The organism is Flavobacterium gawalongense (assembly GCF_007097265.1).
Taxonomy (GTDB): Bacteria; Bacteroidota; Bacteroidia; order Flavobacteriales; family Flavobacteriaceae; genus Flavobacterium; species Flavobacterium gawalongense.
This window is the reverse complement of the sequence record NZ_VJZP01000006.1, coordinates 113,889-128,905: the sequence shown is the minus strand read 5'-3', so window position 1 is coordinate 128,905 and position 15,017 is coordinate 113,889. Positions and strand designations below refer to the sequence as shown.

Sequence of the window (15,017 nt, the reverse complement as noted above, 5' to 3'; positions counted from 1 at the left end):
TTAGATACAAAAGTGTATTGAACATTTTTATGTTCAAATGAAATATAAGGGAGGCTGTCAAAAATGATAGCCTCCTTTTGTTTGACCTATTTTTTTATTTAAATGATGGCGATACGTTTTAGTTTAATTATAAATTTGTTTATACCATTATTATAAATAATTATTGGCTAAATTTGGATATTATGGTTTCTTCTAAAATTAAACGATTCATAAAATATTTGTCTAAAATCCGAATAACAAATAACTTTTACACTCCATGACTATAAAAAAAAGAAATCCTGATTCAGATGGGGAATATCACTTCGATAATTTTTTTAATATCTCAGCTGATTTTATTTGTATTGCAGGATTTGATGGCTATTTCAAGAGAATAAATCCCGCTGTTTCAAAATTATTAGGTTATTCGGATGAGGAATTGTATGCTAACCCCATAAGTAGTTTTGTTTATGCAGCAGACCTTAAAATTACTATCGAAACTAGAGAACAAGTATATAAAAACAAGCCCCTTTTAAATTTTGAAAATCGGTATTTAACTAAAAGTGGAGCCATTGTATGGTTATCTTGGACATCAATGCCGGTAGAAAATGAACAACTGGTTTATGCTATCGCTAAAAACATTACACACAAAAAAAGAATTGAAGAGGAACGAAACTTACTTCTTGCAAATCTGACAAAAATCAATAAAGACCTCAAGCATTTAACATACACCACTTCGCATGACTTGAAGTCTCCCGTAAATAATTTACTCTCTGTATTCAGCCTGATTGATATTTCGAAAATTAATGATCCTGAAACACTTGAATTCATAACTATACTAAAATCAACAACGGAGACTTTAAGACAAACGATAAAAAATTCTGTAGATGAGTTAATTCAAAAAGATGAATTAAATGCTCCCATTGAAGAATTAAGCTTGAATGATTATTTAAATGAAGTGTTACTTTCTATAAACTCTTTAATAGAAAATTCAAAAATCATCATTAATATTGACTTTTCAGAGCTTCCTGAAATTAATTTCAATAAAGAATACCTTAAAAGTATATTTCTAAACTTAATTACAAATTCAATTAAATACGCTAAACCGGACACATTACCATGTATCACTATTTATTCTAAAAAAGTAAACGGAGTCAGTCAATTAATTTATTCTGATAATGGCCTTGGTTTTGATATGGAAAAAGTTAAAGACAAAATTTTCGGATTGCATCAAAAATTTCATAACCATATTGACAGTAATGGAATAGGTCTTTACTTAATTTACAATCACATAACCAATCTAGGTGGCCGTATTGAAGTGGAAAGTAAAATTAATGAAGGTGCAAAATTCACGATTTTTTTTAAAAATTGAAAATTTTACACCTTCCTATTTATATCCTTAAAATTTATTCTTAAGTTTTAGATTTAGATACCAAAATGTTTTCTATCCCTTATTGATTTTCCTTACTTTTTTCAATTCCATTTTGATCTATCAAATACATCAAAGAAGCCATGGTTGCTGCTCCCAACTCCAATTCTCTTTTATTTATGGCATCAAAGGTATCATTCCCGGCATGATGATAATCGAAATAACGTTGCGAATCTGGTTTTAATCCCGCTTTTACAAGTGTTTTAGACGTTAATGGATCAATATCTGAGCCACTGTGTCCTTTTACAAAACTATGAATTAAATAAGGTTCGAAGAGGTTTTTCCAAGTCAGAATTTTGTTGAAATTAACATCATCACTTTCAAATGAAAAACCTCTTGGACTAAATCCGCCCGAATCACTTTCTAAAGCAAAAATGTGATTTTCCTTATTGGCTTGAGCCAATTCTTCATATTTGTCTCCACCTCTGCCTCCATTTTCCTCATTCATAAACAGCACGACACGAATGGTATTTTTGGGCTTATAGCCAATTTTTTTGAAGATGTTTACCACTTCCATACTTTGCACCACACCTGCGCCATCATCATGAGAACCATCAGCTAAATCCCAAGAATCAAGATGTCCGCCAACAACCATAATATTTTCCGGATTTTCACTTCCTTTTATTTCTCCTATGACATTGTATGACAAAACATCCTCCATCTGCTTACAGGATTGCTTAAAATAAAATTTTAAATTTGGATTGTTTTTCAAAGTTTTGCTTAATAATTCCGCTCCATTGGTACTAATGGCAGCTGTAGGAATGTATTCCGATTTTGAAATATCACCATAACTTTGTACTCCTGTGTGCGGAAAATCATCCAATCGTAAATTCATGGAACGCACAATTGTACCCACAGCACCAAACTTTGATGCTTCTTTTGCCCCAGCATATCTTTGATCCACGCAACCGCCATAGGATTTAAATGTTTCTATATTTTCCGGTTCCATCGGTCTGTTGAAAAATACAATCTTACCTTTTATTTTATTCCCTAAATCAGTTAATTCTTTAATGCTTTGCACTTCAATTACTTCAGCAGTAAGTCCGTTTTTTGGTGTAGCTATAGATCCACCTAAAGCACAAATAGGAACATTTATTTTAGTCTTTTTATCTTGAATATAGGCTGTTTCTTTTTCGCCACGTACCCATTTTGGCACCATTACTTCCTGAAGATAAACTCTGTCTAAACCCAGTGTTTCCAGTTGTGCTTTGGTATATTGAACTGCTTTTTCAGCGCTGGCAGAGCCTGATAATCGAGCTCCGATTTTATTGGATAAATAATCCAACCAAGAATAACATTTAGAATTAGTTAATGCTGATTTATAGATTTCCTTGATGGTTTTTTCATCGTTTGTTTGCGCAAAAAGAAAAAAGCTATTTAAAACCAGGACAACAGATACGATTGATTTTTTCATTAATTTTTTTATTACAATTTGGAATTCAAATATATTAAAAAACAAGTTGGGTATAACTATCAAAAAATAATTATACCCAACGGATTAAATTGTGAAGCAAATTTATTCCACTTTCTTAATCTCACTTCTTGTGCTGATACCATTATTATTGAATGCTTCAATTTGGAAATAATAAGTATCCTCTCGATCCATTCCTGTAAAGAAATAATCATTTTTACTATAAACCATAATACTTCCGTATAATTTATCCGGCGATTTTCCAAAGTAAATTACATATCCATCAGCTCTATCGTTTTGTTCCCATTTCATCCAAGAACTTCTTCTCTCACCAAATTTATTTTTTTCTGCACGAAGCACAACAAAATTTTCTACCGCTTTTGGTTTTTCTCCAGCTCCTTTTCCAAAAACCCTGAATCCGCTTAAAGCAAATTTACCTGTTGGCATTTTTATGTTTTCTAATTTTAAAAAACGAGCTTTTATTGGTGTTTCTAATTCAATATAGTCATGCGGAACATCTTTCTTATTGACACTTTTATCAACTGCAACAGTCCATTTTTTTCCGTCAATCGAAGCTAAAATTTTATATTGATGAAACTTACCAATTGTTTTCCCCATAAACTCTGCATCCTGATCGGCATAATTTATTTGGATAGCATTTACGGTCGAAACGTCACCCAAATCGGATTGAAACCATTCACCGGCATTAGCAGTTTTGGCACTCCAATAGGTTTTTATATCTTCATCAACAGCCAGATTCGGTTGAAATCCACCCAAAGTAGAAGAAACTTGTACGGGTTTATTATAATTTAATACCATCCAACCCGTAAATAAACCTTTGATATGATCGGCATTTTTGGTTGGTAATTGCGTTGGATAATCGCCATAGGCCGTATTGCAATACATCACATCATCTTTATCAAAACCAGCAGGCCAAATCCCTAGTCGACGCTCAAAACTATTTTTGACCCCTACAACTATAGTTGAAACATGCCAGTAATTTTTGAAATTATCTTGATAGGTAGCACCATGACCCGCTCCACGGGCAAATCCCCCCGGTTTATACGAAAAAGGATTATGGGCTTGATAAGCAAAACCTAGTAAGGGATCATTGCTTACAAAAACACCATCGGCATAACCACTAAATTCGGTTGCCGGTGCTCCGTATTGCAAATAATATTTCCCATTGTGTTTTGTCATCCATGCCCCTTCCATAAAAGGTTGCAAAAAAGTATTGTCGTTATATTCTCCAAATCGTTCCCAACCATGATCATTAGGATGCAATGAAATCATGGGTTTTACAAAACCTTCAGATTGCAATGTTTTAGTATTAATTTCAGTCCCTAAAATAGGAAATTCATTGCTTGAATTCCAGTACAAAAATAATTTATCTTTTTCTTCATCATATAAAAATCCTGGATCCCAGGCTCCTACTTTCAATGAATCTGTTGCTATTTCCCATTCGTCCTTGGTTGGATTTTTGCTCTTCCATATTGGGAAAGTTGGTTCGTGCGTAGATCCTATAACATACATTTCGTCTTTCATTACAAAAACAGCTGGCGCACATAATTCATCATATACTTTGTGTTGCGGCAATAAAAATTTCCGCGGTACAAAATTCCAATTGCTCATATCATCACTCCACCAATATCCCCATTGATTAGTCGAAAACAGAAAAAATTTGCCTTTGAAATTTACAATTACAGGATCTGCAGTAGCACGATGTTTTCCTTGTGTTACGAAGTTTGGAATTGGGCAATATCCATAATCAATATTGATGGGATTGCAATAGGTTTTTTGCTGCGCATTTGCATTTAAAAAAAAGCAAATGAGTAAACTGAAAAGTGTGTTTTTGATGGTTTTCATTTTAATATTGTGGTTTTTATCACTTCGAATTTCACCAAAAGAGAGCAGTCTATTACAATTCAATAAAAAACATATCCTGCAAGTGTTCAAAATCTTGCAGGATATGTTTTTTATTGAATTGGTTCGAAGCTTATCGCTGTTCCTCCTGCTGGTGCCATATTCAAATTGATTTTTGATTTGTTTGTTACTACTATCATTCTTATTTTGTAAGCGATAGGATTTTTTTGCCAATCGGCATCTTTTGTATTTTCATAAACAATGGTTTTATACTTTTCCCCTTTGGTAAGAAAATTTAAAGCCATTTCTGCTATTCTTGCATTTTCATCTGTAATTGCTCCAAGAAACCAAGATTCCTTTCCTCTTGCTTTTGTGGCAATCGTCAAATAATCACCAGTCATAACAATTTCATTTCTTTTGGTCAAAAAACCCTTCGGTATTGCTACCGAAGGGTCATCACTAAATAAACAAACCACATTTATTTAATCAACTCCAAACTAACTTTCTTCTCTGTAGTGGAATCAGGGCCGACAAAAACTTGAAAGGCACCAGGTTCCGCAATAAATTGTAAATCTGAATTATAAAACTTCAACTCTTCAACGGAAATTTCAAAAGTTACCGTTTGTTTTTCTCCCTTTTTTATATTGATTTTCTGAAATCCTTTCAACTCTTTTATAGGCCTTGTAACAGAACCTACTAAATCTCTTATGTACAATTGAACGACTTCTTTCCCATCAAAATTTCCAGTATTTGTAACATCAACGGTAACGGTTACTTTTTCGTTGAAATTCATTTTATCCGATGAAATTTTCAGGTTCGAATAGTCGAATGTGGTGTAACTCAATCCAAAGCCAAAAGGAAATAAAGGTTCATTTCTCAGGTCAATATAATTAGATCGGAATTTTTCGAACTTTCCTTCTTTATTTAAAAGTGGCCTTCCTGTATTTTTTTGATTGTAGTAAATAGGCACCTGCCCTACACTTCTAGGGAAAGTAGCAGTCAACTTCCCCGAAGGATTTTCATTTCCAAACAAAACGTCAGCAATAGCGCTCCCTGCTTCACTTCCTGCAAACCAAGTATTAAGAATAGCAGGAACAGTTGCGTTTTCTTGATTTAAAACCAATGGACGCCCAGTAAATAAAACCAAAACCACTGGTTTTCCTGTTTTAAGCAATTCCTGTAACAAATCTTTTTGAGCTTGTGGAATTTCTAAATTGGTTCTGCTACTGCTTTCTCCACTCATTTCAGCAGATTCACCAAGAGCAGCAATAATTACATCCGATTGATTGGCGGTTTTCAAAGCTTCCGCAAGTAATTCTTCCTTGGTTCTGCTATCGCGATGCAGGGTTTTACCAAACATGGTTGCTTTTTCTTCGAAAGCTGCATCATAATCCAGATTACTTCCTTTGGCATAAAGCACTTTAGTTGAATTTCCTACCCCTTCTTTAATTCCCGCTATCAATGAAATCGATGTTTGCATATTAGTGGCCACGCTCCAGGTCCCCGCCATGTTTTCTTTAGCATCAGCCAATGGCCCAATCACGGCAACAGTACCTGATTTTTTCAAAGGAAGCAATTGGTTTTGGTTTTTTAATAAAACCAAAGATTGAGTGGCAATTTTTCTGGCTTCAGCTCTATTACTACTAGTGAAAATTTCAGTTTTAGCTCTTTTTTCATCACAATATTTGTACGGATCTTGAAACAATCCCAAATCATATTTGGCATTTAAAATAAGTCGAACAGCATTATCAATTTGCTCCATACTCACTTTGTTTTCAGCCAATGATTTCTTTAAAGTAGTAAGAAAACCTTCGCCCACCATATCCATTTCAACACCAGCATTTAGAGCCAAAGCAGATACCGTTTGCAAATCACCCATTCCGTGTTCCATCATTTCAGGAATTCCTGTAAAATCAGTAACAACAAAACCTTTAAAGCCCCATTGCTTTCTCAACACATCGGTCATCAACCATTTGTTTCCAGTTGCAGGAATCCCATCAATTTCATTGAAAGATGCCATCACCGAACCAACTCCGGCATCAACAGCGGCTTTGTATGGAGGAAAATAATCATTATACATTTTTATTCTGCTCATATCAACGGTGTTGTAATCACGTCCTGCTTCGGGCGCACCATACAAAGCAAAGTGTTTTACACAGGATAAAATGGTATTATTTTTTGACAAATCATCTTGTTGATATCCATGCACCATTGCTTTTGCAATTTGGCTTCCCAAAAACGGATCTTCACCCGAACCTTCAGAAACTCTTCCCCAACGCGGATCACGAGAAATATCAACCATAGGAGAAAAAGTCCAGTTGATTCCATCAGCACTGGCTTCCTGAGCTGCAATTTGTGCACTTCTTTCGATCAGTTTCATATCCCAGGTACAAGATAATCCAAGCGGAATAGGAAAAGTCGTTTCATAGCCATGAATAACGTCCATTCCAAAAAGTAATGGGATTTTCAATCGGCTTTTTTCAACTGCAATCTTTTGTACTTCTTTGATTTTTTGAACGGACTTGATATTAAATAAACCACCAACTTTACCTTCTTCAATATTTTTAGCCACATTAGAACTATTGGCTGCTCCAGTTGTAATATCTCCCGAAGTGGGCAAGTTTAATTGACCTATTTTCTCCTCCAAAGTCATTTTCGACATTAATTCGGCTACGAATTCGGTTTTGGGTTTAATTTTAACCGTCTTTTTAGCTGCCTTTTTTTGGCTGTAGCCAAAAAGTGAAAAGCCAAAGAGTAGTATAATTAGTTTAATTTTCATTTTTTATCTGTTTTAATTTGTTGAAACATCCAATCATAAATTTCTTGGTTGTCATATACTTTCGACCAGCTATCGTGGCCCGCATCATCAAAGATGGTTAGCTGGACGTTAGCATCACAGGCCTTTAATTTTTTATAAATGGTAATCGCGTAATCGACATGGACAACATCATCTAACAAACCATGAAAAATTCGGGTAGGAATGTTCTTGATTTTACAATCTTCTATCATCGGAACTCTATCTACAAATCCTGCAATAGGAACTAATGCCGCAACTATTTCAGGATGTGCAAAAGCAAGATTCCAAGCACCCCAACCTCCCATGCTTAGACCCGTTAGGTAAATTCTGTCTCTATCAATATATTTTCTTTTTGGATTTTTAAAATCAGGCGATACAACACTTCTTCATCCCAATATTCATTTTCAGGACATTGCGGGGCCAGAATATAAGCATCTAATTCGTGGCTTTTTAAGTATTTGAAAGGACCATGAATTTTTACTTTTTCAATATCCGATCCTTTTTCACCAGAACCATGTAGAAAAATAATCAATGGCTTTTTTTCTTTAGTATTCGCTGGAATATGTAATGCATAACCTAATTCGTGTTTTTGCACGATTTCGGTTTTCATTTTCCCATTTACCTCCGATTGTGAAAAGGAATTCCATGAAAATAAAAAGGCAATTATTATAATTTTATACTTCATAATTCCTTAAAAATTATATTTCCCGGAATGAAAACCAAGTTTTACTAAACCTTGTTTTACTTCAGTTGAATTCATAAATAATTTCCATAATAAACCGGTACGATAATTTTCAACCATTGGTGCAATTGTACCTTGATCGATTGCCAAATATCGTGATGTTACCCAATTATAATGCGGAGAAAAAGCATCATAAGGTCCCGCAATTCCAACTAAAGAACTCTTTTTCTCATCATATAAATAATGCAGGAATTTCATACTTTCAGCAGGTGTAAAAGGGAAAGAGGACAAAGCTGCCGTTGGCGAAATTACTCCTGTATCATTCAAAGGTTGATGAGCAGTATACCCAGTTGTGCCATCTGCATTTCTAGTATAACTTGCCGTAAGTCCCCAACATTTTTCAGAATAACCATTCCATTGTTTTGGATTAGCAATACAATATTTGTTCATGATTTTAGCGTGATTTTGAGTCAATGCCCAATAATCTGCATACTGATCCGTCAAGTTAGTAGGATCTAAACCTAAATACGAATAATGCGCCCAAAACATAGGACCTACATTTCCTGTAGCTCCATTATAATTGAATAGTACTGGAATGCCGTATTGAGAACCACCATTTACAATTGCTCCACTTCTTGCCCAAGCTTGATGATACGCTGCTGCCGGAATAGGATGTGTTGGAGAAGCAGCACCCATTACATAAGTAATCAAACATTCATTGTATCCTTCCAGTTTAAAATTCATTTCCCAACCATAAGTAGGAGACCAATGCCAGTATAAAGCATTTTCGCCTTTGGTGTACCAGTCCCACTCTACGCCTTTCCATAAATTATCTGCTTTGATTGCAAGTGCTTGTTCTGCAGTAGTTCCATTTTTGAAATATTCTCTCACGGTTAATAAACCCTGACATAAAAAAGAGGTTTCTACTAAATCCCCTCCATTATCTTTAGTTCCAAATGGAATTACTTTACCTGTTGTCCCATTTATCCAATGTGGCCATGCACCGTGAAAACGATCTGCATTTTCGAGAAAAGTTAAAGCAGTAGCAAGTCTTGAAACAGCTTCAGTTCTATTAACAAATCCACGTTCTACACCAACTACAATTGACATTAATCCAAAACCCGAGCCTCCAGTTGTAACGATATTAGCTTCAAAATTAGGAACATCGGTATGATACCTTTCCCGGGCTAATTTTGAATTGGTTTCAGCATAATCCCAAAAATATTTGATCGCATCTTTTTGAACTTGATCCAAAGCTTCGGTATCCGTTAAAACGGGAATAGGAGTTGTAAGAGTTGTTGGCAATGGAGTACCTCCGCCACCCTTACCTTCAGGGGATGATGAAGAACAAGAGTTCAAAATACTCAAAAAAATTAACAAGAATAGGCTACTTTTCATTTTTATAAATAATTGGATTAATAACTAAAAATACACACCTAGTTTTATGCAAACTAGGTGCGTCAATAGACCTTTATCTGTTATCTTTTTCTAATTTATATAAAGCAACAACTTCATTGTCAGAAAGAGCAGCGTTATAAATTCTAAACTCATCCATTAGACCTGTATAATTCAACATCCAACCATCCGGAGCACCCCAGGGTGCACCTAAATGTTGTTGATATCCCCCAATAATGAATTTTGAAACATTTGAATTAGCTAGTTCGCCATATCCAACTCCACCAGCAAGAGGGTCGCTAGCATATCTTTTTGCTATTGAAGCAGGCAAATCAAGCTTTTGTCCATCAATATACATACTGTAAGTAGAACTGGCCCCACTATACGTCCATACCACATGCTTCCATTTCCCAAACATATTAGTTAATACGTTAGTACCGCTGTGTTCAATAAACTGACCTGACCAGGCAATACTTGGAGTTACATCTTTTTGAAGGTGATTTTTCATTAACATAGTAGTGGCCGGACCAGTACCTTCAATCAATGAGAAAATATTCCCCCAAAAATCTGTTGTTTTTGGTAACATAAATAAGGATTGTGCTCCTCCCGTATGTGGATTCGTATTGATCCACATAGAAACAGTAATGCTCTTTATATCTACCAAAGAACTTGCTACTGTACTATAAGCGATAAAAGAACTTGAAGATCCTTTATACGCTTTCCCTTTTACACCATTATCATAAGAAACATTTGTTCCAACTCCACCTGTAATTCCATTCTTTGAATCCGCGATATTGTCCTCAAAACTCAGTTTAGCAATCAAATTACTGGCAGCAATATCATCTGAGTTTTCATAACCTCCAATTGACTCGTAAGGAATTGGACTGTTTACTTTATCTATACTATCCTCATTACAGCTCACAAAAAATTGTGAAGCCAGAACAGAAGCAAATAAGAAAATATATTTATTTTTTTTCATTTTTACTGTTTTTTAAAATTAATAACCAGGATTTTGTGCTGACAATCCGTTTGATTGCGTAATGAATGATTGAGGCAATGGAAACAATTCATGTTTACCTGCAACAAACGTTTTTCCATCAATGGCAAAAGCGGCAACGGCTTGACCTGTACGTACTAAATCAAAGAATCTATCGTGCTCAAAAGCCATTTCAACTCTTCTTTCTTTCCAGATTGCTATTCTAACATCCGCCTGGGATACTGCAGTTGTATTTCCTAATCCAGCTCTTGTTCTGATTTGGTTTAACAAAGGAATAGCCGCAGAAGTTTGATTCAATTCGTTTAATGCTTCGGCTTTCATTAATAGTACTTCAGCATATCTCAAATATTTGATATTCACATCTGTTTCCCATGCATCCGTATAAGCAGAAGAATACGCTTTATAATTGTATCTAGGATTTTCTACGGTTGTTGGTACTACTCTACCATCGTATAAAGTAGTTCCTGCAAAAATGATTGTTGCATTTTTTCTTGCATCACCTGCTTCATAAGCATTTACCAAACTTTGAGATGGTGTATTGAAGCCCCATCCCCATCCACCGGCACCACGGGCACCTTGTGTAGCTGAATATCCTGAGATTCCTTTGGCCGGAGTTGAACCAGTTCCTTGAATTTCAAAAATTGATTCTGCATCATTCTCCCCTGCCAATCTAAACATAGAAGCATAATCTGAAACTATAGCATATCCTGTAATCAAATTACAGTTGTCTACGACTTTCTGCCAGTTTTTTTGATATAAATTTACTTTTGCCAACAGTGCATAAGCGGCTCCTTTTGAAGCTCTTCCTTTTTCAGAAACAGCATATTCTGATTTGTTTGGTAATGCCGCAATGGCATCAGCCAAATCACTTTCGATTAAAGCATATACTTCAGCACTTGTTTTGCGTGTTAATTGCATGATTCTATCTTCATCAGAAGATGGATTTGGCAAATGGTCTACAATTGGCACACCACCATAGGTTTTTACCAAAGTAAAATACATGAAAGCTCTTAAAAACTTAGCTTCGCCTAATAATCTGGCTCGTAAAGACGCATTTGCCTGATCTAATTGTGGGATAATGTTTAATGCTTGATTGCATCTGTTAATTCCCTCATAATTAGCCGCAAAAATCTCACTGGTTGACGGACTTGAAGCATTGTAAGTCAATGCATCCATTACATCTTTATCTGAACCTGTATCTCCGGGAGAAGATCCTTTATCAGCATCATCAGAAGCAATGCTTGACAATCCAATCCACGAAAATGAAGTCATGTTCCAATCTAAAAATTTACTATAGATTGCCGTTACAAAAGTAGCCGCTCCTTGATCATTGTTGAACAATGCTATATCTTTCGTAGAAATAGATTCGGTTTGATCTACATCTAAATAATCGCTTGAACATCCTGAAACAAAGTATGCGGATAGCACAAACATTGATATATATATCTTTTTCATAATATTAAAATTTTAAATTAGCACCAATAACAAACGATCTTAATGTAGGGTAAGCATCCAACTCGATACCTTGAGTCCCATAAGGATCGCCATTACCATTTAATTCGGGAGAAAAACCTGAGAATTTTTGAGTAATAAATGGATTTATCGCATTCACATATATTCTACAAGAATTCAAAAATTCTCCTTCTAATGGAATTTTATATCCTAGCGTAATATTATTGATTCTAAAGAAATCCCCTGATTCTAAATAGTAAGTAGAAGCTACCGGAACTAAATTAAATGGTGCAGGATTCAAAGCAGTTGTATTGTTTGGTGTCCAGAAATTGGTTGCCAGTGATTCTTCAATGTTTTCTCCAGTAAAACGTTGTGCTTTTTTACCGTTGTACACTTTTGCTCCAGAAGTACCGTATCCATCAACTGATAAATCAAAGTTTTTATAGTTCAAACCTAAAGTAACACCATAAGTTGAAGTTGGTAAAATAGAACCTACATATTTTTTATCCGCTTCTGCTAAAACATCTTGGGTTACTTTTGCACCGTTAGCGTCAAAATATAACATTTTACCATTTGCAGCATCTAAACCAGCATATTCATACATAAAGAAACTACCCAATGGCTGACCTACAGAACTATTATCCAGTAATTTTGTCCACTGTCCGTTTCCTAAACCTCCTCCATTAATTGGAGATAGTGTCGCATTTTTTAAACCTGTAAGTTCATTTTTGTTGTTAGAAAAATTACCTCCAATCCAGTAACTCAAGTTATCGGTTAGTTTATCATCCCAACGTAAAGCTACTTCATATCCTTTATTAGAAACTTCCCCAACATGTGCAGGTGAAGCATTGCTTATTCCAGAAGTGGTGTAAGGTTTTGTATTTAAAATGACATTAGTTGTTTTTTTATCATAAACATCAAACGATCCTTTCAATCTGTTATCTAATAATTCAAAATCTACACCTGCAGAAGCTTCTTCTGTAATTTCCCATGATAAACTCGGGTCAACTTGAGAATTAATAGTAGTACCTTCATTCAATATAGAACCTCCCAAATAACTACTAAGTCCTGAAGTATAAGCTTGGTTATTAAGAGGAACATTTTGGTTTCCTAATTTACCCCAACCTCCTCTTAATTTTAATAAATTGATTGCTTTTGCATTAGCCAAAAATTCTTCTTTGGTAACAATCCAGCCTAAACCAAAGGCAGGGAAAGTTCCCCAACGGTAATCTTTACCAAAATTTGATGAACCGTCACGTCTAATTGTACCAGTAAATAAGTATCTGTCCATTAATTTATATTGGAATCTGCCAAAATAAGAAGCCAATTTATTTTCATTAAAAACTTCATCCTTATAGCTAGTCACGGTTCCCACATAATCAACATCTTTTAAAGACCAATAATTAGCATCAGCATTCACATTTTTTCTGGCAATAGTCAATTGTTCTCTTGAACCTTTAACAGAAGTTTCAATACCTCCAGTTACTTCAATATCATGAATTTCTCCAAAAATTTTGTTGTAAGTAAAATAATTAGATAAGTTCCAGTTGAAATATTGATTTCTTCCTTTAGTTAATAAATTGATATTAGCTGTAGCACTGTATTGAGAGGCAACTCTACTTGGATCAGCAGCTAACCAGATGTTTTTAGTATCTTCGAAATTGTAGTTTTTCCAAGTATAATATTCTCCATTAAACTGCGATGTAAATTTTAATGCTTTTACAATTTCATAGTCTAATTTTAAACCGCCCTGCAATGTTATGCTTTTTTGCTTTTCATTAAAAAAGTCTAATTGAGCTACAGGATTCCCTACATTATTAAATGAAGAACCTGTTGTTCCTGCAAAACCATCGTTTCCAACAAAAGACACACCATATTGTCCATTTGGAAAACGAACCGGAACTATTGGAGATTGCTTGTACGCATTTGTAAAAGCACTCAATGGTTTTGGAGTTGAATTTGTTGAACCGAAACTAAAGTTTTGATTCAAAGTCAATTTTTTAGAAATTTTGTATTCATTATTATTTCTAAAAGTAGTACGACTGTAATCTAAGCCATTAAGAATTGCTTTCTCTTGATAATTTCCTAAACTGAAAAAGTATTTTATATTTTCTGTTCCTCCAGAAACCGATACGTTATTTTGATTATACGATCCTGTTCTGGTAATTGCATCAAACCAATCTGTATTTAAAGGTTGATCTTGTGAAAAAGTGGTCGTTTGCAAAGCTGCATTCGAATAATGAGCATACTTGTTACTTCCTGCCATTTTTACTTTTTTCAGAGGCTCTCTAAAACCTGCAAAGCTTTCAAATTCTACAGAAACCTTATCCCCTTTTCCTTTTTTGGTAGTAATTATGATTACACCATTTGCAGCTCTGGTTCCATAGATTGCTAATGAAGAAGCATCTTTCAATATCTCATATGATGTAATATCATTGGTATTGATGTTATTAATATTCTCAGTAGGCATACCATCTACAATAAATAAAGGAGTTCTTCCTCCTAATGCAGTTCCTAAACCTCTAATAACAACAGAAGGTGTACTTCCCGGCAAGTCTGAAGAAATTACTTGAACACCAGCGGCTTTACCTTGTATTGCTTGTGAAGCATTCAAAACTTTGGTTTTAGATATTTCTTCTGCTTTTAATGAAGTAATTGCGGTGGTATTATCAATCTTTTTTCTGGTTCCATATCCAATAACAACCACTTCTTTTAATTCGGTGTCTTTGGCTTCTTTCAAAGTAATGTTCATAACCCCGGATGTTGCATTCACTGATATGGCATCAAAACCTACCATGCTAATTTTTAATACCTCACCTACTTTGGCATTGATATTAAAATTACCGTCAAAATCAGTATCAGCTGAAGTCTTAGAATCGGCAGCAATTATCATTGCTCCAGGAATTCCAATCCCATCCTTATCCAATACTTTTCCCTTAATTACTTGACCAGACATGTACGCCGGAAGTAGAATGAGTGCTAAAAAGCTAAAAATAAAATTTCTCATATATTAAT

General features: G+C 34.7%; 11 protein-coding genes. 1 reads left to right on the top strand and 10 read right to left on the bottom strand.

Features of this window, described 5'->3' with window-relative positions:
• Nucleotides 1-256: 256 nt before the first annotated feature.
• Nucleotides 257-1,348 (top strand): PAS domain-containing sensor histidine kinase, encoded by a 1,092-nt coding sequence (locus tag FNW38_RS05385; RefSeq protein ID WP_144064662.1) that lies wholly within the window; start codon nucleotides 257-259, stop codon nucleotides 1,346-1,348.
• A gap of 79 nt (nucleotides 1,349-1,427) precedes the next feature.
• Here the strand turns inward: FNW38_RS05385 and FNW38_RS05380 are convergent, their stop codons facing one another.
• The 10 genes from FNW38_RS05380 to FNW38_RS05340 form a co-directional block, all read right to left on the bottom strand.
• Entirely contained in the window at nucleotides 1,428-2,819 is a 1,392-nt protein-coding gene (locus tag FNW38_RS05380; RefSeq protein WP_143386244.1) for a M28 family peptidase, read from the bottom strand.
• Nucleotides 2,820-2,921: 102 nt separating this feature from the next.
• Complete coding sequence (locus FNW38_RS05375; RefSeq protein ID WP_143386245.1) at nucleotides 2,922-4,682, bottom strand: discoidin domain-containing protein; 1,761 nt, start codon at nucleotides 4,680-4,682, stop codon at nucleotides 2,922-2,924.
• 110 nt (nucleotides 4,683-4,792) lie between these two features.
• A complete protein-coding gene (locus tag FNW38_RS05370; RefSeq protein ID WP_235890148.1) occupies nucleotides 4,793-5,155 on the bottom strand; it encodes a glycoside hydrolase family 97 C-terminal domain-containing protein in 363 nt (120 codons plus the stop codon).
• Nucleotides 5,156-5,157: 2 nt separating this feature from the next.
• On the bottom strand, nucleotides 5,158-7,458 hold the full coding sequence (bglX, locus tag FNW38_RS05365) for a beta-glucosidase BglX (RefSeq protein ID WP_144064661.1): 2,301 nt from the start codon (nucleotides 7,456-7,458) through the stop codon (nucleotides 5,158-5,160).
• Nucleotides 7,455-7,802, bottom strand: coding sequence for a carboxylesterase family protein (locus FNW38_RS17725; RefSeq protein ID WP_235890156.1), 348 nt, complete (start codon nucleotides 7,800-7,802; stop codon nucleotides 7,455-7,457). Before FNW38_RS17725 ends, bglX begins: the two co-directional genes overlap by 4 nt.
• Nucleotides 7,793-8,161, bottom strand: a complete 369-nt coding sequence (locus FNW38_RS17720) for a hypothetical protein (protein WP_235890149.1) — start codon at nucleotides 8,159-8,161, stop codon at nucleotides 7,793-7,795. The genes FNW38_RS17725 and FNW38_RS17720 overlap by 10 nt, the downstream gene beginning before the upstream one ends.
• 6 nt (nucleotides 8,162-8,167) lie before the next feature.
• Nucleotides 8,168-9,556: a glucoamylase family protein gene (locus FNW38_RS05355; RefSeq protein ID WP_144064660.1), complete on the bottom strand. Its 1,389-nt coding sequence runs from the start codon at nucleotides 9,554-9,556 to the stop codon at nucleotides 8,168-8,170.
• 73 nt (nucleotides 9,557-9,629) lie between these two features.
• A complete protein-coding gene (locus FNW38_RS05350) occupies nucleotides 9,630-10,532 on the bottom strand; it encodes a LamG domain-containing protein (RefSeq protein ID WP_144064659.1) in 903 nt (300 codons plus the stop codon).
• 18 nt (nucleotides 10,533-10,550) lie between these two features.
• Nucleotides 10,551-12,005, bottom strand: coding sequence for a RagB/SusD family nutrient uptake outer membrane protein (locus FNW38_RS05345; protein ID WP_144064658.1), 1,455 nt, complete (start codon nucleotides 12,003-12,005; stop codon nucleotides 10,551-10,553).
• A gap of 4 nt (nucleotides 12,006-12,009) precedes the next feature.
• Complete coding sequence (locus FNW38_RS05340) at nucleotides 12,010-15,009, bottom strand: SusC/RagA family TonB-linked outer membrane protein (RefSeq protein ID WP_143386250.1); 3,000 nt, start codon at nucleotides 15,007-15,009, stop codon at nucleotides 12,010-12,012.
• Nucleotides 15,010-15,017 lie beyond the last annotated feature (8 nt).

Excerpts from the sequence above, each read along its gene's own strand:
- FNW38_RS05385 (WP_144064662.1), top strand. The coding sequence starts at position 257 with ATGACTATAAAAAAAAGAAATCCTGATTCAGATGGGGAATATCACTTC.
- FNW38_RS05380 (WP_143386244.1), bottom strand. The coding sequence starts at position 2,819 with ATGAAAAAATCAATCGTATCTGTTGTCCTGGTTTTAAATAGCTTTTTT.
- FNW38_RS05375 (WP_143386245.1), bottom strand. The coding sequence starts at position 4,682 with ATGAAAACCATCAAAAACACACTTTTCAGTTTACTCATTTGCTTTTTT.
- bglX (WP_144064661.1), bottom strand. The coding sequence starts at position 7,458 with ATGAAAATTAAACTAATTATACTACTCTTTGGCTTTTCACTTTTTGGC.
- FNW38_RS17720 (WP_235890149.1), bottom strand. The coding sequence starts at position 8,161 with ATGAAGTATAAAATTATAATAATTGCCTTTTTATTTTCATGGAATTCC.
- FNW38_RS05355 (WP_144064660.1), bottom strand. The coding sequence starts at position 9,556 with ATGAAAAGTAGCCTATTCTTGTTAATTTTTTTGAGTATTTTGAACTCT.
- FNW38_RS05350 (WP_144064659.1), bottom strand. The coding sequence starts at position 10,532 with ATGAAAAAAAATAAATATATTTTCTTATTTGCTTCTGTTCTGGCTTCA.
- FNW38_RS05345 (WP_144064658.1), bottom strand. The coding sequence starts at position 12,005 with ATGAAAAAGATATATATATCAATGTTTGTGCTATCCGCATACTTTGTT.
- FNW38_RS05340 (WP_143386250.1), bottom strand. The coding sequence starts at position 15,009 with ATGAGAAATTTTATTTTTAGCTTTTTAGCACTCATTCTACTTCCGGCG.